General features: G+C 50.0%; 21 protein-coding genes. 11 read left to right on the top strand and 10 right to left on the bottom strand.

What is annotated here, in order from left to right; translation table 11 throughout:
• Positions 1 to 493, bottom strand: a 493-nt coding sequence (locus P8N76_17955) for an ABC transporter permease subunit (protein MDG2383562.1), incomplete at its 3' end; no start/stop codon positions are given.
• Between the two features lie 185 nt (positions 494 to 678).
• On the opposite strand from P8N76_17955, the gene P8N76_17950 reads away from it, so the two are divergent.
• Both P8N76_17950 and P8N76_17945 read left to right on the top strand, forming a co-directional pair.
• A complete protein-coding gene (locus tag P8N76_17950; GenBank protein ID MDG2383561.1) occupies positions 679 to 2088 on the top strand; it encodes a DUF1501 domain-containing protein in 1410 nt (469 codons plus the stop codon).
• Between the two features lie 126 nt (positions 2089 to 2214).
• The gene (locus P8N76_17945) at positions 2215 to 3720 is read left to right on the top strand and encodes a sulfatase (GenBank protein ID MDG2383560.1); all 1506 of its coding nucleotides are present in this window, start codon (positions 2215 to 2217) and stop codon (positions 3718 to 3720) included.
• Positions 3721 to 3830: 110 nt separating this feature from the next.
• Here the strand turns inward: P8N76_17945 and P8N76_17940 are convergent, their stop codons facing one another.
• Entirely contained in the window at positions 3831 to 4661 is an 831-nt protein-coding gene (locus P8N76_17940) for a hypothetical protein (GenBank protein ID MDG2383559.1), read from the bottom strand.
• A 460-nt stretch (positions 4662 to 5121) separates the two neighbouring features.
• On the opposite strand from P8N76_17940, the gene P8N76_17935 reads away from it, so the two are divergent.
• Entirely contained in the window at positions 5122 to 5889 is a 768-nt protein-coding gene (locus tag P8N76_17935; protein ID MDG2383558.1) for a cytochrome b/b6 domain-containing protein, read from the top strand.
• Positions 5886 to 6635 carry a molybdopterin-dependent oxidoreductase gene (locus tag P8N76_17930; GenBank protein ID MDG2383557.1) on the top strand — a complete coding sequence of 250 codons (750 nt, stop codon included), beginning with the start codon at positions 5886 to 5888 and terminating at the stop codon, positions 6633 to 6635. Before P8N76_17935 ends, P8N76_17930 begins: the two co-directional genes overlap by 4 nt.
• Positions 6636 to 7199: 564 nt before the next feature.
• Here the strand turns inward: P8N76_17930 and P8N76_17925 are convergent.
• The 4 genes from P8N76_17925 to P8N76_17910 all read right to left on the bottom strand — a co-directional run bounded on the left by P8N76_17925 (position 7200) and on the right by P8N76_17910 (position 11422).
• Positions 7200 to 8429 carry a hypothetical protein gene (locus tag P8N76_17925; protein MDG2383556.1) on the bottom strand — a complete coding sequence of 410 codons (1230 nt, stop codon included), beginning with the start codon at positions 8427 to 8429 and terminating at the stop codon, positions 7200 to 7202.
• 121 nt (positions 8430 to 8550) lie between these two features.
• Positions 8551 to 8901 (bottom strand): hypothetical protein, encoded by a 351-nt coding sequence (locus tag P8N76_17920; GenBank protein ID MDG2383555.1) that lies wholly within the window; start codon positions 8899 to 8901, stop codon positions 8551 to 8553.
• A 21-nt stretch (positions 8902 to 8922) separates the two neighbouring features.
• The gene (locus P8N76_17915; GenBank protein MDG2383554.1) at positions 8923 to 9879 is read right to left on the bottom strand and encodes a hypothetical protein; all 957 of its coding nucleotides are present in this window, start codon (positions 9877 to 9879) and stop codon (positions 8923 to 8925) included.
• A gap of 58 nt (positions 9880 to 9937) precedes the next feature.
• Positions 9938 to 11422, bottom strand: coding sequence for a UbiA family prenyltransferase (locus tag P8N76_17910; GenBank protein ID MDG2383553.1), 1485 nt, complete (start codon positions 11420 to 11422; stop codon positions 9938 to 9940).
• Between the two features lie 585 nt (positions 11423 to 12007).
• On the opposite strand from P8N76_17910, the gene P8N76_17905 reads away from it, so the two are divergent.
• Complete coding sequence (locus P8N76_17905; protein ID MDG2383552.1) at positions 12008 to 12928, top strand: sulfotransferase domain-containing protein; 921 nt, start codon at positions 12008 to 12010, stop codon at positions 12926 to 12928.
• Positions 12929 to 13050: 122 nt separating this feature from the next.
• Here the strand turns inward: P8N76_17905 and P8N76_17900 are convergent, their stop codons facing one another.
• Complete coding sequence (locus tag P8N76_17900) at positions 13051 to 13314, bottom strand: hypothetical protein (protein ID MDG2383551.1); 264 nt, start codon at positions 13312 to 13314, stop codon at positions 13051 to 13053.
• Between P8N76_17900 and P8N76_17895 the strand changes: the two genes are divergently transcribed.
• The 4 genes from P8N76_17895 to P8N76_17880 all read left to right on the top strand — a co-directional run bounded on the left by P8N76_17895 (position 13254) and on the right by P8N76_17880 (position 18177).
• On the top strand, positions 13254 to 14567 hold the full coding sequence (locus tag P8N76_17895) for a cytochrome P450 (protein ID MDG2383550.1): 1314 nt from the start codon (positions 13254 to 13256) through the stop codon (positions 14565 to 14567). The two genes, P8N76_17900 and P8N76_17895, sit on opposite strands and share 61 nt — an antisense overlap.
• 84 nt (positions 14568 to 14651) lie before the next feature.
• Positions 14652 to 16319, top strand: a complete 1668-nt coding sequence (locus tag P8N76_17890) for a fatty acyl-AMP ligase (GenBank protein MDG2383549.1) — start codon at positions 14652 to 14654, stop codon at positions 16317 to 16319.
• Positions 16309 to 17424 carry a thioesterase domain-containing protein gene (locus P8N76_17885; GenBank protein ID MDG2383548.1) on the top strand — a complete coding sequence of 372 codons (1116 nt, stop codon included), beginning with the start codon at positions 16309 to 16311 and terminating at the stop codon, positions 17422 to 17424. Before P8N76_17890 ends, P8N76_17885 begins: the two co-directional genes overlap by 11 nt.
• Before the next feature lie 609 nt (positions 17425 to 18033).
• Positions 18034 to 18177 (top strand): hypothetical protein, encoded by a 144-nt coding sequence (locus P8N76_17880; GenBank protein MDG2383547.1) that lies wholly within the window; start codon positions 18034 to 18036, stop codon positions 18175 to 18177.
• A 245-nt stretch (positions 18178 to 18422) separates the two neighbouring features.
• Here P8N76_17880 and P8N76_17875 read toward each other — a convergent pair whose 3' ends face one another.
• Positions 18423 to 19196 carry an HAD family hydrolase gene (locus P8N76_17875; GenBank protein MDG2383546.1) on the bottom strand — a complete coding sequence of 258 codons (774 nt, stop codon included), beginning with the start codon at positions 19194 to 19196 and terminating at the stop codon, positions 18423 to 18425.
• Between the two features lie 196 nt (positions 19197 to 19392).
• Positions 19393 to 19575, bottom strand: a complete 183-nt coding sequence (locus tag P8N76_17870) for a hypothetical protein (GenBank protein MDG2383545.1) — start codon at positions 19573 to 19575, stop codon at positions 19393 to 19395.
• Between the two features lie 120 nt (positions 19576 to 19695).
• Between P8N76_17870 and P8N76_17865 the strand changes: the two genes are divergently transcribed.
• Positions 19696 to 20928: a serine hydrolase gene (locus P8N76_17865; protein MDG2383544.1), complete on the top strand. Its 1233-nt coding sequence runs from the start codon at positions 19696 to 19698 to the stop codon at positions 20926 to 20928.
• A gap of 105 nt (positions 20929 to 21033) precedes the next feature.
• A complete protein-coding gene (locus P8N76_17860) occupies positions 21034 to 22239 on the top strand; it encodes a sialate O-acetylesterase (GenBank protein MDG2383543.1) in 1206 nt (401 codons plus the stop codon).
• Positions 22240 to 22500: 261 nt separating this feature from the next.
• On the opposite strand, the gene P8N76_17855 is transcribed toward P8N76_17860, so the two are convergent.
• Entirely contained in the window at positions 22501 to 23736 is a 1236-nt protein-coding gene (locus P8N76_17855; protein ID MDG2383542.1) for a serine hydrolase, read from the bottom strand.
• Between the last annotated feature and the right edge of the window lie 489 nt (positions 23737 to 24225).

The raw sequence follows: 24225 nt of genomic DNA, 5'->3' as shown, positions 1-24225 counted from the left end.
CTAAATCAGAGGCGCCCAAGGCCCTGGCGGCGCGGACAAAATCCAGGTTGCGGGCGCGCAGGAATTCGGCGCGCACGACGCCGACGAAACCCATCCAGCTGAACAACAACAACAAGCCCAACAGCCACCAGAAATTGGGCGTAATGATGGAGGCCAAAATAATTAACAGATAAAGCACCGGCATGCCGGCCCATATTTCAATAAACCGTTGCCCGATCAAATCGATCAGGCCGCCGTAGAACCCTTGGAACGCGCCGACCGAGACGCCGACGGCGGCACTGATGATGGTGAGAACGAAGCCGAACAGCACTGAGATGCGAAAGCCATATATGAGGCGCGCGACCACATCACGTCCCTGGTCGTCGGTCCCCAGCCAGTTGACGGCGCTGGGCGGTGCGGGGGCGGGGACGGGAAGCTCATAATTGACGGTGTCATAACTAAACCGCACCGGCGGCCAAAGCATCCAGCCCTTTTCATTGATCTCCCTACGCACCTACGCACCTGCGCACCAACGCACCAACGCACCAACGCACCAACGCACCAACGCAGGCCCCAACTGATTGGCGAGCATTAGGCACGGACTTGCAATAAACAGCAAACCCCAGACCCGGCTGGTATTTACCTGGACGACGAGATCAAGCTTCTTTAGGATAGAAAACGGTTTTTGATATCAAAACGGTGAAGAACGGGACGGGACTGGGTAACAATCGCATGGCAGCGTTAGAATTCTCCGATCAACTGGGCGGTAATCGACGTACGTTCTTGCGTGTAGGGGGACTACTGGGCGCAAGCGGACTGTTCGGAGCTTCCAACCTGAGAGCCGCTACGCAACTCGCCACAGGAAAGTCGGTGATTTTTCTGTTCCTGCACGGTGGCCCGAGTCAATTTGAAACCTTTGACCCCAAGCCACTCGCTCCGTCTGAAATCCGCAGCGTCTACGGCAGTTGCGCTACCTCAGTACCCGGTGTGGAATACAGCGCAAACATGCCGAACCTCGCACAATGGGCTCACCGCACATCGATTGTGCGATCCTACCAAAGTGGGAGTAGCGCTCACAAATTACAACCCATTGTCAGCACACAGACTTTGCAAGCGAATATGGGTTCTATTGTCGCCAAGGTTTTGGGCGCAAACGACCCTCGCACAGGTATGCCGACTAACGTCGGATTATTCCCTCAGGCCGTTGACGGAGAACTCAACGGCCCGATTCCAAATTTCGGAGATTTCACCTCAACGGGTGACTTGGGACTCTCCACCAAACCATTTCTGCCTGGCGGCGATGGCAAATTGCAGGAGTCCATGAAGCTACACTTGTCTCGCCAACGACTGGAAGACCGTAAACAGCTGTTATCGACGTTGGACAACGCTCGGCGAGCACTCGACGATTCGCAACGGCTTGGTTTGGACAGCATCCAACAACAGGCATTTGAGACCATCATGGGTGGTGTGGGGAAAGCCTTCGATTTATCCGACGAGGATCCAAAAACTTTAGCCCGTTACGATACGGCAGATTTTTACCTCCCTGATTCCTGGCAAGACAAAAACAATCGTGAACGTTACGGACACAATGCAAAGTCACTCGGTAAGTTATTGCTACTGGCTCGACGCTTGTGCGAAGCAGGCTGTACATTTGTGACTGTCAGCACCGATTTCGTCTGGGATATGCATGCGGATCAGAACAATCTGAACGTAGAACGAGGCATGGAAGTGGTGGGGCGACCATTCGATCACGCCTTATCGGCCTACATCGAAGATGTCGAATCCCGTGGCTTACAAGACGATATCTTGCTTGTGGCGACCGGCGAGATGGGCCGGACACCAAAACTCAATCCGCGTGGTGGGCGCGACCATTGGGGAAACCTGACGCCCCTGCTGCTGCATGGTGGCGGGACCCCCGGCGGCTGCGTCATTGGCCAATCAGCCAGTCATGGAGAAAGACCGGCAACGACACCGATCACCACCGATCAACTGCTAGGAACCGTCATGGAAACAGTGCTGCATGGTGGTGATGTTCGATTACAGCCTGGTCTTTCCAACAATGTCTTAAATGCGACATCTGGTGTATCTGTCATTCCCGGTTTGCGATAGCAACGCGTTACGCTGCAAGCCAATAATAAATCGCCAATACGATCATCCAGTGAAAGAAGCGAGAATCAACCAAATCCGCTTCCATCCGCATCGCTTTCGCCCTAGCAATCTTGTCGAGGCAAATCAATGAAGAACCAATCACGCTGCAGATTATCTCAACAGGCATTGCGATTCGTTGCCGTTTGCGTTGCTGGCATGCTGCTCACTATCAATGTCTCCCAAAGAGCTTTGGCTGAGCACCGACCCAATATTCTCTTCGTCTTGATCGACGATATGGGGTGGCCCGACCTTGCTTGCTATGGGCACCCATTTCACGATACCCCACGGATCGATCAGCTTGCAAAAGAGGGAATTCGATTTACCGATTTTTACGCGACGCCTGTTTGTTCATCGACGCGAGGTACGATCGAATCAGGACAGAACTCTGCTCGCGTTGGAATCACCGACTTCTTGCCAGGACACTGGAAGCCGTTTGCAAAGCTTGTCGTGCCCCCGATGCCTGATCATCTCGACCACCATCTGACAACACCCGGAGAAGCTCTCGGAGATGCAGACTATGTAACCGGCTATTTTGGAAAATGGCATCTAGGCCGGGGCCCGAAACACTCCCCCTCACAACACGGATATCAGATCACAGCGGGGCAACTCGGCGAGTCATTTCAAGAGTGGCGTGACGGCCGACCAGACGGTCCTAAGCGAATGAATTTAATCACCGACCAAGCAATCTGGTTTCTCAAAGAGCAAGCGAAACATGATCGGCCATTTTTTTTACACCTGTCACATCATGCCGTTCATATCCCAATTCAGGCCGAACCCACGTCGGTCGATAAATACAAACACAAGCCAAAGCCAAATGATGGCGTGAACCATCCAGTGTACGCCGCCATGATCAAAGACTTAGACAGGCAAATCGGCCGCCTGCTTGACACGCTTGATGAATTACAACTGGCGAACAATACCGTCGTCGTGGTCGCGTCCGACAACGGTGGACTTCGGGAGATCTACACCCGCAATGGCCAAGTCGTTTCAACCAACGCGCCGCTGCGAGCAGAAAAGGGAACGATCTATGAAGGTGGTATTCGCGTTCCACTCATTATCCGCTGGCCTGATATAACGCCGGCCGAAAGCCTTTGCCACCAGCCGACAGCAACCTGGGATCTGCTACCGACATTTTGTGCGATTGCGGAAATTGATACGCCCGACCAGCCATTGGATGGCGTCAGCCTCAAACCCTTGCTGCTTGACCCCAAAGAAGACATTGGGCGTGAGGCCTTGCATTACCACTATCCTCACTATCACCACAGTGAACCCGCAAGCGCAATACGCCAGGGAAATTTCAAATTGATCGAATGGTTGGATGACGGCTCCGTTGAATTGTATGAATTGTCCAACGACATCGGCGAAACAAACAACCTGGCATCTGCAATGCCGGAAAAGGCCAATCAACTACGAGAGGATTTGGCCATATGGCGCCAACGAATCGGTGCTCAGATGCCAACGAAGAATCCAAAATATGACCCCAAGCTGGCCGACCAGTGGTGGAATCGCCGCAACAAGGCGCCGCTCAATTTGAAAGCGATCGGCGACCGTTTCGAACAACAAGCCACCCAACCCTATTTCCGCACCAACTAGCAAAGCGGGCAGAATTCGGCAGAGCAAAAAACGAGTCACCTCGCAAATGAGTCACCTGATCGCCAAGTCGCTGTTACTTTTTCTAGCAGCGATAGTGCTTAAGATGGTGCCTAATGACGGGCCGCGCGGTCTCGACACCAGCGACCAATCGCGATCTCTCGAAGATCCTGTTGGACAAAACCGTTATAGAGGCTGCGAGCTTTCGCCGCCTTTTCTTCACCACCCATTGCTTGGATCCAGGCAGCATCCTGGCTGTCAGCGGTAATGCTTTCGAGGCTTGAGGGCTCAATCTGGATGAATACGATTTGATCATAAGGTCCGGCGACAGAGAAAAGCGGTACGACGACTCGGTCAATTTTCTGCCGAGCCGGTCTAAAATATTTCATGATCAAGTCGGTAGCAGCCGGCTTCTTACCCGCCTTGTAATTGACGAACTGCACACGAAAGTAGCTTTCCTTGGCGTTCCAACTGTACGCGTTTTCAATGACTTCCACGTCGTCGGAGGGTATCTTAAATAATCCCGAGACGGTTTGATCGACCATCGCGTCAAAATTCGCTTGTGCTTTAGCTGCTTCCTCCGAGCCTCCCTCTTGCTTTTCAAATTGTTGCTTCCACTGTTGCAGCATGGCGGTTTTCTCGATCTCTGCATCGGCAAGCCCATTCTCGAGACGAAAAAACACAACGTGATCCCAGGGGCCGGTGACAAAATCAAAGGGGATAGGCTTTCGACCAATCACCTTGTCGACCGTCCAAAAATGCTGATAGATAAAACTCCGCGCCTCATCCTCTTTCCCTGGTTGAAAACGAGTGAATGATCCATAGTAGTAAACATCGTCTTCTGAATCCTTCGCTTGATTCGAAACTTCATCGGCCAGCGTAGGCGTGGCCAGGGCAGGAGCACAGATGACTAAAAAAGCAACACGGATAAGAATTCTATTCATTGATTGATTCATCTGACTAGGTTTCTCCTCAAGTACGAAAAAGTTCCTTGGTTCGCTACGCATCTGGGATGCCAGTTATCTCCCTCAATGCTCTCCGCAGATTCCTGGTAGACACACTCAAAGCCTCCCGCCTTATAAGTTGCAACTTAACAAACTGGCCTTCTGTCACGTTGTGCGAGATCACCGCATAAATTACCCCGTGAATTGTCCTTTTTCTTCAACGAGATGGATATCTTCAAGCGTTAATTGTACAACGACTCATCACGCATCCCATGCTGCAAACCTGAGTCCTTGCCTCAACTTCCTCTGTTCTTCCACTCAGAATTCGGTAGACAACCGACTGCGGCATCTGCTACACAAGGCGTAGTTGATTTCGCCAAAAGAGTAGCGGATATAAAACGACATGATGGAACCGCGGCTTTAGCAACAACTCTTAAGAAACAAACGCCTCTTCAAACCGATGCGCACTCATAGCTCAGCTGACTCGGAAGTACGACACAAACCGTGGGTCAAAATCTCACACTGGATCGTTGCTACAAGTTTTCTGACATTAGCAGTATCGGGTTTCGTAATTCTCATGTGTCACCCACGTCTCTATTGGGGCGAGAGCGGAAACGAATTGACACCGGCACTGTTTGAGATCCCCATAAGCCGCAACCATCAGCATGGCGGCTGGAAGGGCAGCGAAAGTTTTTTCGGCGGTCAAGCCCCGCCCATCAGCTCGAGTCGCACCTACGATATCTACAATCAGAACAACTGGGGGCGCAGCTTGCATTTCTTGGCCGCTTGGTTCCTGTTCATTGCCGGTGGGATTTATGTCCTGACCGGTATGTTCACTGGGTATTTCTGGCGATATCTCGTTCCCCGACAAGGCGAGTTTACTCCGCCGTTATTTCTGCAGGATTTAAAACGCCATCTGCAATTGAAGATTCGTCCTGCCACGGGTGGACCTCAATACGGGCTACTACAGAAGCTCGCGTATTGTGTCGTCATCTTCGTTGCCTTCCCGTTAATGGTGCTTACGGGGCTCGCAATGTCACCGGCGATTACGGCTCCTTTCCCTTTCCTGTCAGGCATGTTTGGCGGATTCCAGTCTGCCCGCACAATTCATTTTTTTGATTCCATCTTTCTCTTCATGTTTCTACTCGTGCATGTGGTAATGGTCAGCAGGTCAGGATTTAAACGCCAGATGCTCGCAATGACCTTGGGGAAAAAAGCGTCGAAATGAAACAACACACACGTCGCAAAGCACTCGTTACAGGACTGGCCTCCGTTGGCGGACTCTACCTCCCCGGTTGCTCAAAAGAGCTACCACCGACCTACGGAAACATTCTACGGATGGGTGACAATCTCACTTATGCCGCACACCGAACTCTGCTACCTGGTCAGTCACTGGTCAAGGAATACAGTCACGACGACATCACTTCGTTTCCTGCCATTGGCACCACAAATCCGGCAGATAGCAACCGACCCAATCCGAGTGAAATCTACGGCCAATTACAGCGCAACTATTTTTCCGACTGGAGCCTATCGGTCGAAGGCCTAGTCAGTCGCCCCGGCTCTTTTTCGTTGGCCGCCCTGAAACAATTCCCCTCCCAGACGCAGATTACAAGGCACACGTGCGAAGAGGGCTGGTCCGCCATTGCGGAATGGACAGGCGTGCCCCTAAGTCGTGTCCTGAATGCGGCAGGTCTGCTCCCTACAGCCCGCTTCGTTACTCTCTATTCGTATGATGGCTGGGTCGACAGCCTCGACATGCTTGATGTGATGCACCCCCAAAGCATTCTCGCATACGGGATGAATGGCCGAGATCTATCCATCCCTCACGGGGCCCCGCTGCGCATTAGAATTGAGCGGCAATTGGGATACAAAAGCATGAAATATCTGAAAGGCATCGTCGTTACGGATAAATTTAATGACGGCGGTGAGAGCGGATCCATCCAAAACGGGTGGTCCTGGTATGCCGGTATCTGATCATCGCGAAATCAAAAGTGAATACCCAACAGAAGAACTGAGGCGCATAGAGTCCCGAAAGAACCACATCGATACTCCAGAAAATCCGTACGCCTCCACAACCGTATCGCACTCATTGGACGCTCAACTGTCCATCCTGCCGGCCAGTCGAAGAGCGTGATTCAGAAACTTACCCATCGACTATGTTGCCCAAACTATTGTTCCTTTCGTGTTCGCGTCGTCATTTTGGTCATTGGCGGCGAAAGAGGGGCTTCCTTTCTTGACGAAACACCTGGATTCTTGATTGGCATAATAATTCTGCTTGCCTATTACTTCGTTCTTGAATCGACAACGTCGAGAACTTTGGGGAAGATGGTTACAAGAACCCAGGTCGTGAATAAAAATGGCCAGTCTCCAACCCTAAGTCAGATCGCGTGTAGAACTTTTTGCAGGCACATTCCTTTCGAGGCGATCTGCCAGCAGAGCCTTATCCTTCAATAAATTGACTTGACAAGCGTTATCGAAATGACTCCACCGTCCACCACTTCGATGTTGCCGTCGTCGTCTGAACCAACAGACTCTGTTTTATTTCCAGGAAAGCAACTTACGAAGAAGGTCAAACATTCCCGATTCTCTAGGTTGATGAAACCTTAGAGGTGGATCCATTAACAAGAACGATGGCAAATGTAATTCGGATTCTGAAAGCACGCTAAATTCGGACTCGATAAAGGTTCGAAGCATGTACTTGTGCAGGCGGTCGTTCGGTATCCGTTGACGGACGGACTCCATCGGAATCAGGGATCTCGAAATATCGACGGCATTTCCGTTGTGGTAAAAACTGTATCGGGCCCAAAAGAGCAAACGCTCGCCTTTGATCAGAGGATGACCTCGGTGGAGACCAAAGGGATCGACGAGAAAGGCCTCACCAGCAACACCGCTCAGAGAAACCTCCTCCTCTGAAAAGAGAGACAAAAGCCGCTCATTGCCGGGGCATGGATCATCAAAATGATAATAAAAGAGATCGCTTTTTGAAGGCAACTCGCTTTTACCTTCTTCTCTCAACAAGAGTTCATTAATGGAATCCAGGGCGTGGCTCTTCTTTAAATACTGATGGGCTCCGTTCTCTTTATCGACATCGACGAGGTAGACAAAAAGAGCAAGGTGACGAAAACCATCCCAGTCCCGGTGTATCACCTGACCCGCAGAGGCTTTTTTGGAATGAGAGAAGGACCAAAATAGGTTCGGGGAAAAAATCGTAGGAGGTGCGCCAAGATACCTCGTTGCGAGGCGAATCATAACGGGAGATGACATCATTTCGAGAAGGTGAGGAGCTTCGACCAAGTCATTGAGCTTGTAGGAACACTGCGCATGTTTTTTTTTAGCCTCCGAGATGGGCTCCCATCCTGTTTTCGTTCCGGAGTTTACTGTTCCACCACCAAACACAGGGCAATGGGCTAAATGGCCCCGAATCTCTGATGCCTGTTGAGGAGAAAGAAGAGGCCCAAGTCTGGTAATACCATCCTCTTTCAGCTCCTCGAAGTGAACGGTCACACGATCTTCTTCAGCCTGATCAAGAATCGGAGGATTCTGTATTCCATTCTCCTTTAAATAATTGGAAACAACTTCCACAAAGCTTGCTGCAAGCTGTTCTCGCTTTTCAGGTGGGGAACAAACCATGAGATACTGTAACCTTCTTCTGACAGCCATGTCTTCAAGTTGGTCTATTTCCTCATGAAGCATTTTTTTTAGAGTGTTTACCTCCAACGACATCTTCTCCCCTTTCGAAGTCCTGAAGTTTCTTTGTCGTTCCGCCATTTCACTAACCGTCTAGCTAGTGAAGATGGCATGTCAGGCGCTCGGTACAGGGATCACTTCACAAGGGCGCCTTAACGAACGCTGCGATACACTTTTCCTTCACGCCTGCAATCTCGATTAATCAATTGTGATTTACATCATGCAAGATAACAAGTTGATTGTTGACTACACTGTGATTGAGAAATTGTCTGCTCCAATTAAATTCCGCCGAATTGTGCGCAATTTGATTAAACAATAACATCACCGCCAAGCAAGTCGCGATGGTACGAAACTGAGTCCGACCAACGAACGCTGAAAGCAACGTGAACACAGGCCCGTAGTGTGCGGCGTATAGAAATGTTTCTTGTCCATAGAGCAGATAAAGTCCCAGTTGGCCAGCTGCCACAAAAGCAATCGCGAAAAACAAGTGGTCACCTCTCCATGCAACTCGCCCACCCGCATAAACCCCGAGCATCAAAAGCAACAACCACAATACGACACCAAATTGTCCGACTTACGTGAAAGGCTCCGCTTGGACCGTAAGTCCAGCCATTACATTATCCGCTGTAATGGGAACTGCACGTTGTGCGACGTCGGGTATTAATTGCCCGCAAACGAGAACGTCTCTTGCTTTCATAAAAGCACCGCCCGACTCCGGTGCATTGCCCCAACGCAACTGCTTACTCACGTTCAGCTGCAGCCAATTTACTCTTTGAGTCTGGGGCAACAGAAACGCCTGCAAGAAGAGTCCATAGACGACGAGACAAACCACTGTCTTGAAGATTCCCAGGCTCTGCTTAGGACGAAAAGCAAGTAGCGTGCAAATAAAACCGCTCATCACGTTTGTTACTGTGACCACAAGTGACAGGAACGTCGCCAAGGTGAACTGCATCTCTGAATGCCGCAACCTGCTCAGGTACGCCAACATTGCGAACGGCAATAGAATAGTCACCATTCCAAAGGGAAACGATTCGGGAATGCCACTCCAAAACACAAATCCAGAACTGCTCGCAAAAAGCAGAGTCCAGACAGATGCTTCTAAAAGTCGCCCTGTAATTTGGCGGCAAATCAGAAAGAACAAACTGCCACCAGCGGCTGCCCAAATCGCGAGTAAAACCCTGATGATTATCGAAAACGGTACGTGAGTTAGGTCGTGGATAGCTATGACCAGAGGAGTCGTAAAAAGTGAGAAAAGAGGATGACGCTGGCCTCGTAGAGCATGAGCCCCCGACCACAACTCGGTCATCTGCGAGTAAACGATTAAGGGATCGCCATCAAACCAAATGTTACCTTGTCGGATGAGTTCCGAATACGGACGAGGCTCTTGTTCGCTTGAGGGATCGGTTTGATTCAAGGTAATCACACTCGAAAACACGGCTTCAGAACAGGCCCAGGAAATTACCGCGCAAAGAATTCCCGCCACCCCTAAGGCGTAGAAATCTCTTCGATCGATTAAACCCTTGCCACCCATTCGGTATCTTGTGATCTAGTCAGTAGTTTCGCGACACTTCGCATGATAAATCTCGCAACTAGGTTGCGGCGACCAATACCGCGATTGACACCAGGAAGATGACCAGGCTAACGCGATCCCGAGTCACAAAGACAACGGGGTCCTCGACGAGCGATCCACGGCGGGCAAGGAGCCAAAGACGGCTAACCCAGTACAAGATTAAGGGACACAGCAGCCAAAGAAACGCGGGCCTCTGATAAAGGGCATTTATGGCAGGGCTTTGAATATAAAGAGCGATCACCAACACAGCCAAATAACCACTAATTGCTCCAAACGTCTCCAACAATCCAAGATCATTAACCTGATAGCCCCGACCAGGAACTTTGTCACCAGCCTCCGACCGCAAGCGATACAGTTCGGCATATCGCTTTGCAAATGCCAGAGAAGTAAAGAGAAACAGAGAAAACGCCAATAGCCATGCAGAGGGGACAACATCTGAAGCCGCGCCTCCTGCAATCACGCGAAGCGTATATAAGCTTGCCAGTAACATCACATCAACTATCGGCTTGGTTTTCAACCAGAAGGCGTAGGAGACGCTGGCCATTGCGTAAAGCAGTAAGACAAACTGAAATCCCCACGGAAGAACCGAGGCGAAGCCAATCGAGATGATTGCCAAGATCACCATGATGCCTGCCGCCTGAGTGATCGCCAAACGACCGGAAGCCAAGGGACGATTCCGTTTAACCGGATGTTGCCGATCGGCATTCAGATCCAGCAAATCGTTGAGCAGGTAGATGAAAGACGCGGTGGAACTGTAAGCAATGAAAGCCAACGACGTCAGAACCAGTAACGGCAAGTTGAAAATTTGGTGGCTGACTATCAGCGGGACGAACAGCAACAAATTCTTGACCCACTGGTAGGGTCGGAGGCTTTCCACCCGTGCTCGCCAGCTCGAAACGGATGATCCGAACACACGCGCTGACGATTCAATTTCCTCAAACTTTCGAATGCCTCTTGAACTCCGATCAATGGCATAGGCAACTGTAGCAGCCTTCCAGATGGAAAGATCTGAATCGTCGTCTCCAATGTAGCCCCAAGAGTCATACTCGTGCTCACGACAAAAACGCTGAATCTCAGCCAGCTTTGCAGCACCTTTCAGGTTGGTGCGGGCGTCCGTTGCCAGAACACCATCGATCATGTCAACTCTGGAAGCAATCGCCTCCGCCCAATCTTGGTGTGAGGCAGTCGCGAGTACGATCCGCACGCCATATTGATGCTCAGAACGCAAGAAGCTTAGCAATTCATCGCGGAACGGAAGAAAACGGCTCGGCTTTGCAACGTGCCGCATTTCATTTTTCAGCGTCAACGATCCGGCAGCAGCCCAGAGCGGAATACGACACAGATTGCGAGTATCGCTACGAACTGCATCGACGATCGCTTCATACATCAAATCTGCATCAATCAAGGTTCTTTCGAGATCGACGAAGATAACGGGCGTTTCAAAAGAGTCCGGAAGCTTGAGAGGAACTGGCGTTAACACTGTGTCACCCTCACCTCTTTGCACCGAACGAAACCTCCCAACATAGCTAATCTACCCAAGGACTAAAGATATTCAATGGCGAAAGCCAACGGAACGTAACCGAACACGACAACTCCCGAGTTGCCTCCTAATGAAGTTCAATAAGTCGAACACACCCAACGACACTTTTCCTTGCGGACAAAACAGTTGCCGACAAGCGACCGTATTGTCAATCAACTTTGACAACCGAACCTTAGAACAAGAAGCCAGAGACAAAGTTCAAATGATCAACTGCGTCTCAGCGAACCCGCGGTTCAACTAGCTCGGTGCAGAAAGACAATACAGAAAAAACGCCAGCGTCCGAATCACGAATTGCTTCCTCAACGACACTGAAAACAAACGGTCTCAGCTGAATCGTTTTGATCGTCGTAAATGCTATAATAGAGTACCGGCAATCATCTCACCTAAGCACAATCAACTACCTCGCTAAGACTATTGCAAGACTCGCCGATCAGCGGTCAACAAACGGCATTCATGGTTCATGGCATTCCTATATTCGACTTTCAAAACAATCTCAAAAAACGTGAACAACGAATGCTCCCCAGCTGTCACTTGATCATGAAATGATTAATGACGCATTTAGATCTATCCACCAAACCCAATCTATTCCTTGTTGGTGCTCCGAAATGCGGAACCACATCGTTGTACTATCACCTTGGACAGCACCCTGACATTTTTATGTCAAATCCCAAGGAGCCGCACTATTTTTCCACCGATTTGAAATGGCGTTTCCGAGGACCCCCGCTCAATACTGAGGAGTCCTATCTAGAACTATTTGAAGATGCAAATGATTATTTGATACGCGGCGAAGCATCCGTTTGGTACCTCTACTCCAAGATTGCGGCACAGCGCATTTACGAATTCAATCAGAATGCGAAAATCATGATCATCTTGCGTGACCCAGTCGAAATGGTTTACTCGCTGTTTCGTTTCGCTGTCAAAAATGGGTCCGAAACAATTCGATCCTTTCGGGATGCATTGGCTGCTGAACCCGCCAGACGCCGAGGTGAACAGTTGCCGCGGTCACTGCTCATGAAAAGCCTCCTTCTTTATCGTGCGGCCGCATCGTATAAGAATCAGGTCGATCGCTACACCGCGCAATTCGACCGTTCGCAACTGAAATTCATTCTATTTGACGATTTGGTCGCCCAACCACATCACGTATGCTCTGATCTCTTTGACTTCCTCGATCTAAAAACCGATGTACGGATTGACTGCACTCCTCAAAACGAAACGACTGATTTGGAAATCGAACGGATCAATTGGATTCGACGAAGATTCCCAAGACAGTTCCAATTTGCGGGCCAATTTTTTACCGGTCTTCCGAGGCAGATAATCCTCGGCGTCTTCAGCGCAGTCTGCCCAAAACCAATCACGATTACGGAACCAATGCCGGAAGACCTACGTGTTGAATTACGCGATTACTTTCGCGCTGATGTGGAACAAATTGCGGAAATCCTTCAACGCGACTTGAGTCATTGGGGCCATTGATCGCAATTCGCGTTAGAGTCGCCGCAGAATTGCGTCCCTCAGCGTGGCATCATCAGTCCAGTGACAACTGACTTAGCCCTACTTGCTCCTTGAATTCGTGACACCTGAAACCGTTACAGCAATTAAATGGATTCCGCCGCGATTTTCATGGCGTGCGCGCATCCTCGGAAATCCGGTCCGGTCTTTTCTGTACCATACTTGCAAAGCGACATTATTTCGTAGAAATCGGCCCCCACGTCGATCCATTGAAAAATCGGAAATCGATAGAATGCATCTTTCATGGCTGCCAATTCTGCTAGATCCTCACACCAGACTGGTCGTTTGAATGCCACAAAATAATCAGTCGACAGCCCCATGCCCCCCGGGTCCCTCAAACCAATTGGCATTTCCGCAAGATCGTAGGTCCCCAATCGATATCCTGCAGGAAATGGTTGACGCCTATGGAGACGTGGTTCGATACCAAACCCGATTTGGTACTTTCACACTTGTCAACGAGCCTCAATTGGCGAGGGATGTACTCAACAATCACAACTACGTGCGAAGTGACCATTCGCCACTAAAGACTATTCTTGGGAATGGTCTATTAGTGTCGGATGGCCCAGTTTGGGAACGGAGTCGACGCACCTTATTGCCTGAATTCACTCCCGCACGCATAAACAAACTGGTGGACCTTTTTCGCGCTGTCACGATAGAAGAAACAAACGGACTATCGGCCGACCATCGCGTTCTGAATTTTGCGGATCTGACGAACCGCATCGCCTTGTCCAATATCACGCGGCCGATGTTTAACTGTGACCTCGGCGATGCGTTTCTCAAACCATTCTCACTGGTCTTACAACAGATAGGAGAAATCACCAACAGTGCCGTTTTTGGATTGCCTTTAATTCGCGGACCGCGAGCAAATAAAGAATTAAGCAGCGCGATGACGACCCTTGAGGAAATGGTATCTAACGTCACCCAAAATTCCGAGGCGGGTCGGATGCCGTTTCTAAGCAGCCTCTGCGAGACATTCAAAAACAACGACGCTGAGGCGGTTCAGAAGCAACTTAGGGACGAAGTCCTAAGCTTTGTCATCGCAGGACACGAAACAACAGCGGTCACCATGTCGTGGTTTTGGCACGCCATTTTGTCCCACCCGGAGGTCATGCAGACATTCTACGATGAAGTTGATCATATCTTGCAAGGCAAACCCATCACGATGGAAGATGTTCCTCGCTTGGTTTATACGCGGCAGATCCTTGACGAAACGCTGAGACTCTATCCGCCAATTTGGATGATTTCTCGAACGGCAATTCGAGAGATGGAAATCGGTGGCTACCTGATCCCAGCGAACAGCAATGTGGTTGTCAGTCCTTTCGTGATTCATCGGCGGCCCGATGCATGGAACAACCCGGATCAGTTTGATCCAGACAGATTCCAACATCGGAGCTCAGAAAGCAACCGCGCCTTTATTCCGTTCCTAACTGGCCGACACATCTGCATTGGCAAGCATTTCGCACTGCTGGAAGCCGTTATCGTCGCCGCAACTCTCGCTCAACAATTCCGTTTTCGCCGCGCGGCGTCCTTACCCGAAGATTTCCTCCCTCTCCTTTCCTTACGGATGCGCCAACCGTTTATGATTCAATTGGAATCACGTTAAGAAAAACCTGACATGCTTCATCGCTCCCGTCCAACATTACGATCACATTCAAATAGGGACAATTGTTCAAAGAACATTATCGATGTGCTGCGCAGTCACTTGAAAAGCCCGTCGGACTGTCAACAAATCTGCTTTCTGATCGATGGTGAGGAACAAGAATCGATCCAGACCTACAGCGAGCTACTAGAAAGCGTGATGTGCATGGCGGGTGCCTTAAGAGGTCTTAATCTTGTGGGTGAGCGGGTTCAGATAGTTCTCCCCGCTGGCCTCAGCTACCTGCATGCCATGCTTGCCTGTATGTGGATTGGGGCGATTGCCATACCACTCAGCGTTCCTCGCCCCAAACGCCACCACAACCGATTGACGCGGGTCGCGCAGAATGCGGAAGCGTGCGCCATGATCACCTCCGAAGCAACCATGGCCGCACGGTCGCAATTATTTTCCAGCTTTGAAGAAAACAACCAGTGTTCGATATTAACGTGTGAACAGTTGGCTTTGGGCGGTCCATGTTCAAAACCGACACCCCATACGGATACCGCCTATCTACAGTACACATCAGGATCGACCCAAGATCCGAAGGGTGTTATTGTCACTCATGACAACCTACTTGCGAATTGTCGTGCCATCGCTTTGGCATCCGACTGTGGGCCAGAAGACATCATTGTCTCTTGGTTACCGTTATTTCATGACATGGGTCTGGTGGGAGGGTTATTCGTATCGCTCTTCTGCGGCTGTCCATTTGTATTCATGAGCCCGGAAGCATTCGTCATGAAGCCCGCTCGATGGCTACGAGCGATTTCAAAATATCGCGGGACAATTTCGCCAGCTCCTAATTTTGCGTACGACCTTTGCAGTCAAAAAGTCGACAGCGATCAGCGAGTTGAACTCGACCTTTCATCCTGGCGAGTTGCCTGGAACGGAGCTGAAACGGTTCGCGATTCTTCCATCGAGCTATTCATCGAAAGCTTTTCCTCTTGTGGCTTTGCCGCTGAGTCGATGCGTCCATGCTATGGACTGGCAGAGTCAACCTTATTGGTAAGCAGTACACCGCTGAATCAACGACCAACCTTCAAATTCGTGAGTCGCGAAGCATTACGAGACGGCGAGGTGATCGATGATCCTGCGGGCCAGGCCCTTGTAAGCTGCGGCATACCAGCGGACAAAACGAAGATACAAATTGTGGATCCAAACAATCGCCAACCCTTGCCTCCGAACAGCTTGGGAGAGATTTGGGTTTCAGGAGACAGTGTGACTCCCGGTTATTGGAACAACTCCAAGGTGAGCGAACAGACTTACTGCCAACAGCCATTGGATAACCCTGACCAGTATCTCGCAACCGGCGATCTTGGGTTTGTTTGCGATGGCGAATTGTACATTGCTGGACGCGTTAAGGACATCATGATTCTGGATGGAAGAAATTTGTACCCAGAGGACCTTGAAGCAATTGCCGAGCAGGTGGACGCAACGAAACTGAGAGGTTGTGTCATCGCCTTTAGCGTTCAGGGAGAGCGATCTGAACGTGTCATCTTAGTGGTCGCGATCTACGAACGTCATCCCGAGATCGCTGCGATTCGAGATCTGGAGCAACAGATAAGGACCGCGATAAGTTGCCACGCCGACATTCCAATTAGTGAGGTTGTTTTCGTTCGACCCCGCACCCTACCAAAGACCAGCAGTGGAAAAAAACAAAGACAAGAGTGTCGCGATATGTATCGAAGTAACAGCTTGGAGATGCTACCCAATGACAAATGATTTAGTCATCCATGATTGGCTACAGAATCGTATCGCAAACCTCCTAAATGTTCCCTCTGAGTCTCTCGACGCCGACGTCAGCTTTTTGGAACTGGGCGTCGACTCGCTGTCACTCGTCAACATAGCAGGGGAACTCGCCGAAATGCTCGGACAAGATGTTTCCGCTGACGAAGTCTGGGAAAATGACACCATTCGACTGTTATCCACCCATTTGGAAAGTGAATCTCCCCAAATCCACGGTGCGACGGATCAGACAACGGTTACGAATCCCTATCTCTCTACGACCGCAACCCGTTCCACAGTACGCCCAATTCAACCCAATGGCAATCGACCACCGCTATTCGTCGGCCAAAGTATTGTGGGTGGGTTTAACCTCTACAATCACATGTTGACCTACCTGGACAAATCACAACCGACTTATGGGCTCAAAGCTCCTGAAGAAAAAAACCAAACAATTGAACAGGCTGCAAAAACCATCATTGATGGTTTAAGAGCAGTTCAACGCAAAGGACCTTACCACCTTTGCGGCTATTGTTTCGGCGGGTTATTGATGTTTGAGGTTGCTCGTCAACTTCAACAAGATGGCGAAGAGATTGGACTTCTGGTCTTGATCGATCCTCCATTCCCGAAACCTTTCCAACACAAATCAGAGCTCGGAAGATTGTTGACTTTAGGTGTTCGGTTGCAGCAATGTCTAAAGCTGCCACTTTTTCTGGCCCAAGAATCGATACAGCAACCGAAATCACTGATTGCGCGATTACGACGCCGTTGGTCCTACCTCGTTTATCGCCTCCAACACCTACTTACCGCGACAGTCAGGAACGACTTAAGCTTTCTCGCGAGCGAGCATTTTGGGCAAGCAGATGTTACATCCAGCGTGAAAGCTGCTAACGCCTACAGGCCCGGCGTCATGAGCGGCCCTGTAACCTTGATACACAGTCGAGAATTCGCCGTTACCCACACCATTGAACATCATCATTGGCAAAATGTCGTTCAATCCAAATGTGAATATTTAGTAGTCCCCGGACTTCATGAACATGTTTTGAATAAAGAGTCAGGGCAGCAGATCGGAACGATCCTTAACGAACGTCTAGCAGACCATTGACGATACTCTGAAACGTCATCAACGTGCAAAACATCGAGAGTCCATCGCTGAAAACCGTTTGACGTCGAGAAATCTTTTTATGTTCATCTGGCTGCGTATTTGGGAAGCAAAAACATGCTGCCCAAAAGCAAGTATCGAACACCTTGCTGCTCATTTGATAGAATTACAAATCTGAGCATGCCTTCTCGAGTTCGTATCGATCCTGGGATTCGTTGCTCCCAAGTCTCACGCCAATGGCAACTGCGATTCAAGCTGCGATGACTGTTCAACCGACGATTGCGCGCCACCTCCACAAACCAGGTGAACCATTGATGTAGTCCCGTACACTTGGCTACCCTGGAGCACAGGAACGCAAACAGTTATCGGTCGATCAATCGAGGTCGATGCCAATCCGATTGAGACCGTGGAAAGCCCGAGCAAAATGCCTGTCATGGGTTACACGAAAATACGGCAAGGCCGGTTAGAGTTATTTCCCGAAATGATGTATGCGGGTATCAGGCGTTCAAAATCAGCCGTCAATACCGGGCCCGACCAATCACTCTCAGCTGGCGTCGGCCTCGACATCGAACCGGCCCTCGTTGAATTAGGCATAGTCGATGAGATTGCAAAGTGGCTAGTGGCACCACCACGATCGATCTGTTCGGCGCCGCCCGCGATTGGAATCAGATGTTTGAGTCGACCGAGACATTGAATGTCAACGGTTTCAACGTCAAAAAGGAGACCGCCAAAGCGAGTCCAGGTCGCATCGACTGAGTCGACCCCATCGTCGGGGCACGAATTCGGCGAATGATCCGCCCAGGCAACGAACTGTGGCTCGAAGGTGATGTCGGGATCTTCTGCGCGGGGAGTGAGTTCCCCTGGGATATCATCACCGCTCACGCATACGACAGGCTAGTTCACGGTCCGATGTTCCGACTCAATATCAGCTTCGAATAAGCTCGTAGCTCGATCCTCTGTTCATTCTCGGGCGGCAGTCGAGACTGTTAGCAAGGTCGGCTTTAATCTCCGGGCGTTGCCTTGGCCCTATGATTGAGAATGCGGGCCAACGATTCTTCGTGTTTCAAAAAGTCGCTCTCGATAACGGCGATTCCCGGCGGCAGCTGACCCTGCAACTCCGGACGTCGTTTCAACCAGACCGTTCGTATCCCTGCCGCCTGCGCTCCTCGAATATCACTTTCCAGGGAATCGCCAACCATGACAACCTCGTTGGCTTGGAGTGCGAGTCGATTGAGGGTGATTTCAAAAATCTTGGGATCAGGCTTGGAGACCCCCACTTCTTCTGAAATGGAAACGACCTCGAAATAGTTCTCGATGCCCAACTGCTTCAACTTGCTGATCTGCTCTGAAACGAGATTGTTTGTGATAATTGCCATTCTCATTTCGAGTTCTCGTAAGCAACGCAAGATTTCCCCTGCCCCCTGCACGAGTTCAAAAGCCCGATCACAGTCGTGGCGAAACCGACTGTGTTCAGCGATTGCAGCGTCATGGGTGAGTCGAATCTGGAAACTACCGAAGAATTCCTGCATCCGCCGGCTTCGTGCTTCCGTCTGGGTCAGATCCCCCCTGAGCATTTGCAGGTGCAACTTTTCAAGAGCTTGAGAATAACGTTCTTCTAACACAGGTACTGGCACATCCCGCAAGGTCGGATGCCGCCGACTCAATGCAATCAGCCCTTGTCGTGCGCTATGCAGATGGTCGTAGAGGGTGTCATCCAAGTCAAACAAGACTGCTTTTGGTCGTTCCATAGATCGATAATGTGAGTCTTTGGCCATCCTTGGTTTTCACGAAGATTTTTTGTAAGAAGACTCAGCGTAAACCATGGTAGCGAACCTCAGCGGACGATTAGAAAACCATTAACGATACTCGGATCTGCACCATCCGTTCGTGCTGCCAAATCAACTCGTCTGCATTGAACTGCAGAACCGACCAACGTTTTCCTCGAGAATCCAGAACCACAAGCTTGCGGTATCACATGTCTACCAGATCTGTCCGTTGCAATGTTACAACTTGTGACTCATCCGGGGCAATATCTATTGCGGCAAAGCGTTTGAATGCCTCTTCTGCTGCTGAACAATCATTTCCGTCCTCGACAAAGCAGAAAAACAGAAACAGAATGTCGATGCCCAAGCCGACCAGCACGTAGAGCATCATTCGAGAGGTAACCACTGCGGAAGAAGTCGAGAAGGTTTTCGTATCAACAGACAGAATCGCCTAGAATGGTACGAGGCGCCCTCTGTATGGCGAATTGTCAGACTCATACGAAAGCTCAATATGAATTACAATACGATTCAACTACTTCATCGTTGTTTCATCACTCTCACTGTAGCAACATGCATCTCATCAACTCAAGCTCATAGCGACGAATCGAATCAATTCATGCATGGACTCAATCCACGTATTGCAAAGGATTTGCAATACGTTCAAAAAAACTTAATTCGTGATGAGGTTACCGGCAGCAACATCGTGATCGTAGCCCGAGGTGACAAAGTAATTTATGAGGCGATTAAGAACTCTGGCAAACAGGGCGATCGCGACGTCACCCCCAAAACGCTGTTTCCAATTTGGTCGATGTCCAAGCCGATCACGATTGTCGCGATGTTGACTCTCCACGAAAAAGGTCTCTTCGATTGGGATGACCCAATTTCGAAATACATTGCTTGCTTTGAAACACTTACGGTACGGGAAGGTAAGACGATACGCCCAGCTAAAACACCGCTACGGATCATTGACTTGATGACGCATCGATCCGGCTACGGTTATTATGCGATGGACGGCATCCCGGCCGAGAATATTGAACCCGAAGCCAATCAAACTCGGTTTCGTGATCTGCAGGAATACTGCGAAGTAGCGGCTCGCTATCCGCTGGCGTTTGACCCCGGAACTGATTTTCTTTACGGGAATAGCCAGGGCATCCTCGGCCGGCTTGTGGAGGTGCTTTCCGGGCAGTCATTTTCCGATTATCTAAAGAAGACGATCTTCGACCCGCTCGGGATGAATGACACCAGTTTTGCGCTCAATTCAGAAAGGCGCAAACGCTTCCAGCCACTGTTCATCAATACGGGTGGCTTGAAGGGCTTCACGCACCTTCTCGATGAATTGAATTACAGTCCAACGAGCCGTGCGCATTTCGGCGGCGATGGCCTCGTTTCCAGCCCGAGCGACTACGCGAGGTTCTGTGCTATGCTCGCCAAAGCAGGCGTTGATCGGGACAGCCGCCTCGTCTCAAAAGCGAGCATCCAGGAAATGACGGAAATCCACAGTAAGGAAATTTCCCCCGATGACTGGCCAGGAACGGACATGGGATTCAGTGTATTTGTGCTAAACAATACGGCCAAGGAGACTTCGAAAGCTCCACGTGGCATCTACGGATGGGCTGGCTATCACAACACCCATTTCTGGATTGATCCACAAAACGAGCTGTACGTTCTCTTTATGACAAGGGCTAGAGAGTTCACTTATGAGATCCCCAAACAACTTCGGCAGGCTGTTTATGGATCGAAGTAGATTACGATCGGGTATGATAATCTTCCCGGATGCTCACCCACGAAAAGAATCAACACCTGGGACAAAACCAAGTCATTCTTTCACCTAAAAAAAGAAGTTTCAATCATGCCGAAAAAATTCCAGCAACCGGCTGTTGCAACCCTCTTCTTTCTAATCGCTAGTTCGACCTTTGCTGGGGAACCTCTGAAGATTTTCATCCTGGCAGGGCAATCGAATATGGTGGGACACGCACGAGCACATACAATTGCTACTCTACTTGCATCGGACAACACTCGTGACCAGGAACTCGTGCAATCGGTCTTAGGCCAGGATAGCGTTGTTTCCCGAGCAACTCTGGAAAAGCAATTGGAGCGGGGAAGAAAGCTGGACGAACTGACCGGAGGAATCTCCAACGAAAAGGTAAAAGCGATGAGCGACGGGCCAGAAAAAACGGCCCTGGAAGCTAAGGTCAAAGACCTCAAAGCCGCACATGAAGCGTACAAAGAAAAAGTCACTTCAGCTTGTGTTGATTCCGATCGAGTCTATATCAGCTCGATTGCCGACGGCAACAAGAGAGCGGGTAAGCTTGGAATCGGTTACGGTGGTTCAACGGAAAAAATCGGGCCCGAATATGGCTTCGGCCTCTCTCTCGCGCAGAAGATCGACGGCCCCATCCTATTGATTAAAACCTCCTGGGGTGGCAAATCGCTTCATTATAATTTCCGTCCTCCATCCGCCGGAACCTATGAACTCAACAAGAAGGAACAGACAAGCGACAAGGCCGATGAAATCAGCAAGAATGCTGGATCGAATTATCGAATGATGAACGAAGCCATTCAGAAGGTACTCGCAAATCTGAAAGAACATCATCCAGAGTATGATCCCAAGACGGGCTATGAAATCGATGGCTTCGTCTGGTTCCAGGGATTCAACGATCAGTTCGCCCCTGAATTCCGAGACAACTATAAAGACAATATGGTCGCTTTTGTCAACGATGTTCGTGAAGAGTATAAGACTCCAAACATGCCATTTGTAATTGGAGTGCTAGGAACAGGAGTAACGGCTGAAAAAGTGGCGGAGAATAAAGTCTCCCTCGCCCAACGAGAAGCCGCCGAGACTTTGGGAGCCGCCAACAATGTGGCAGCTGTCGAGAGTTATCAGGAGTACTCTCTGTACTCCAATGACGTCTTCCAAAAAGGCTGGCCGGAGCATTTCCATGAATGGGACACGGTTGGCAGTGACCGTCCTTATCACTATCTTGGAAGCGGTGCGTTCTTCGTTCGACTTGGAGATGCGTTTGCCAATTCAATGGTCGACTTAATCCACCAATAGTTCGGTTATCGAATTGGCTGCCAAATCCCGGGAGCGCAGAGCACGACCTCCGATTTCGCTCGTGCCAAGTGCCAATTAAGTTGATACGAAATTGTTTCTGTCCCGATCGTAGCCTCATAAGAGACAGAAATCCTAGTCGACCGTGGCATTCAAAAAGTGCACACTCCTAATTTTTTCCAGCAGAGCACAAAAACGCATTAGGAACCACGACACAACTAGGTTTCGGATACGTTTCATCAACAACCCTCCCCGGCCCGCTTTCTACTCATCCTCGGCTGTAAGCTGCTCGTAGACGACCTCTCTCAAGCCGAATGGAATCCCCCAGTCAAACGGACGTGCTCGACTCATGAACAAACCCAACAGATTGTTTTCAGGATCAATCCAGAAATGGGTGTTGTGATAGCCGGCCCATCCGTAAATTCCTCGCGGCACATTCTTCTCTTTCTTTTCAGGATCATCCAGAATGAAAAGAGAGAAGCCGAAGTAATGCCCATCTAAATCAGGGTCAGCATTGGCTTCCTGGGGATATCCGTCGGCCCACTTTTTCGTCATGGTGGCAAGGCTGTCCTCAGATAGAATACGTTTTCCGCGAAACTCCCCACCTGCAACAAGCATTTCACAGAATCTGGCATAGTCCTCCATCGTCGACACAAGGCCCTCCCCACCAAAACAGGCCTGACTGCCGGGACTGTAGCTCATCTCGTCAAGAAGATAGGTAAAACCCTTCAACGAACCTGTATTGATGAACAAGGGCTGAAATCGAGTTCTTTGATCGGCATTCAGTGAGAATCCCGTATCGATCATGCCAAGAGGTTCAAAAAGTTCTTGCTGCAGGAACGTCTCAAATGACTGACCAGAAATAACTTCGATTAAACGTCCGAGAATCGCTTGGTTAACCCCATACAAGAAGCGCGTTCCGGGCTCGAAGGCTAACGGCTGTTTTGCACAGGCTTCCACAAATCCTTGCAGATTGTCAAACCTTGTCTGGTTTGGATAAATTGAATCAAAGCTAACATCAGGTACAGATCCCACGTCGATTTCATTCTCGCGCCTTGGATACGACCATCCCGACTGATGCGTCATGAGGTGAATAATACGAAGCGGTTCTTTGCAATTCTTGAGCTGCCCATTTTCCTTGTACCGGAGATCCTTCAGGCAAGGAATATAGGCTGACACTTCGTCATTCCAGTCAAATTTACCGCGCTCATGTAAGAGCATCGTCGCAACGATCGTGATCGGTTTGCTCATGGACCAAATTGGAAACAAAGTCCGTGAGTTGATGTCTCGATCCCCCTGCTTACCGGACTGCACGGTTTGATCACAGATACGACGCCCATCGCGAAAAAGAATGACCGCATTACTTCCCGTGCGATCTTGATCGATCAAAGATTGCTGATACCGTCGAACAACTCCGTTCAGCTCTTCTGCAGACGACCAATTAGGCGCGAGGATTACAATTCCGAGAATGCCGATACGGCCGAATGTAAATAAATTCATTGCTAGATTAACTCACTTGAATTGTGTAGGAACTAGCTTAAAAACAAAGTGGCCAAGCACCGCTTCGCAGGTCAGCACTGAAGACAGCAACCGGCCACGAATCTCGTTGAATCCTGTCAGACAACTTTTCCACGCGGTGTATCAGAAGATCCTTACAGGTGATTCTCCCAGAACCTAGTCTCTGACGACGCCCCAAGCAAGACAGTCCAAGCTATTTTCTCGAACGCATCTTTCGTTCCAATTTGCGCTAAGCATTTAGTTGTCGATTCGAGACCCCCTCGGCACGTTGGGACAGAGCAGGAAATCCTTTGTTACGCTCGTTTACGGGGCACACCTTCGACCGCGGTCACCAAAAGCTACCGTCGCGCAAGCGACAATCTTGGCTGCAACCACCCCCACTTGGGGCAGGAACGAAAGAGCCAATAAATTGACACCCCGATACGGCCAGCAAATGCGGATTCGACAACGAGTTGGTTACCTTTTCGTGAA

Source organism: Pirellulaceae bacterium (assembly GCA_029243025.1).
Classification (GTDB): Bacteria; Planctomycetota; Planctomycetia; order Pirellulales; family Pirellulaceae.
The sequence above is the reverse complement of the archived record's forward strand: the minus strand, read 5'-3'. Positions and strand labels throughout refer to the sequence as shown.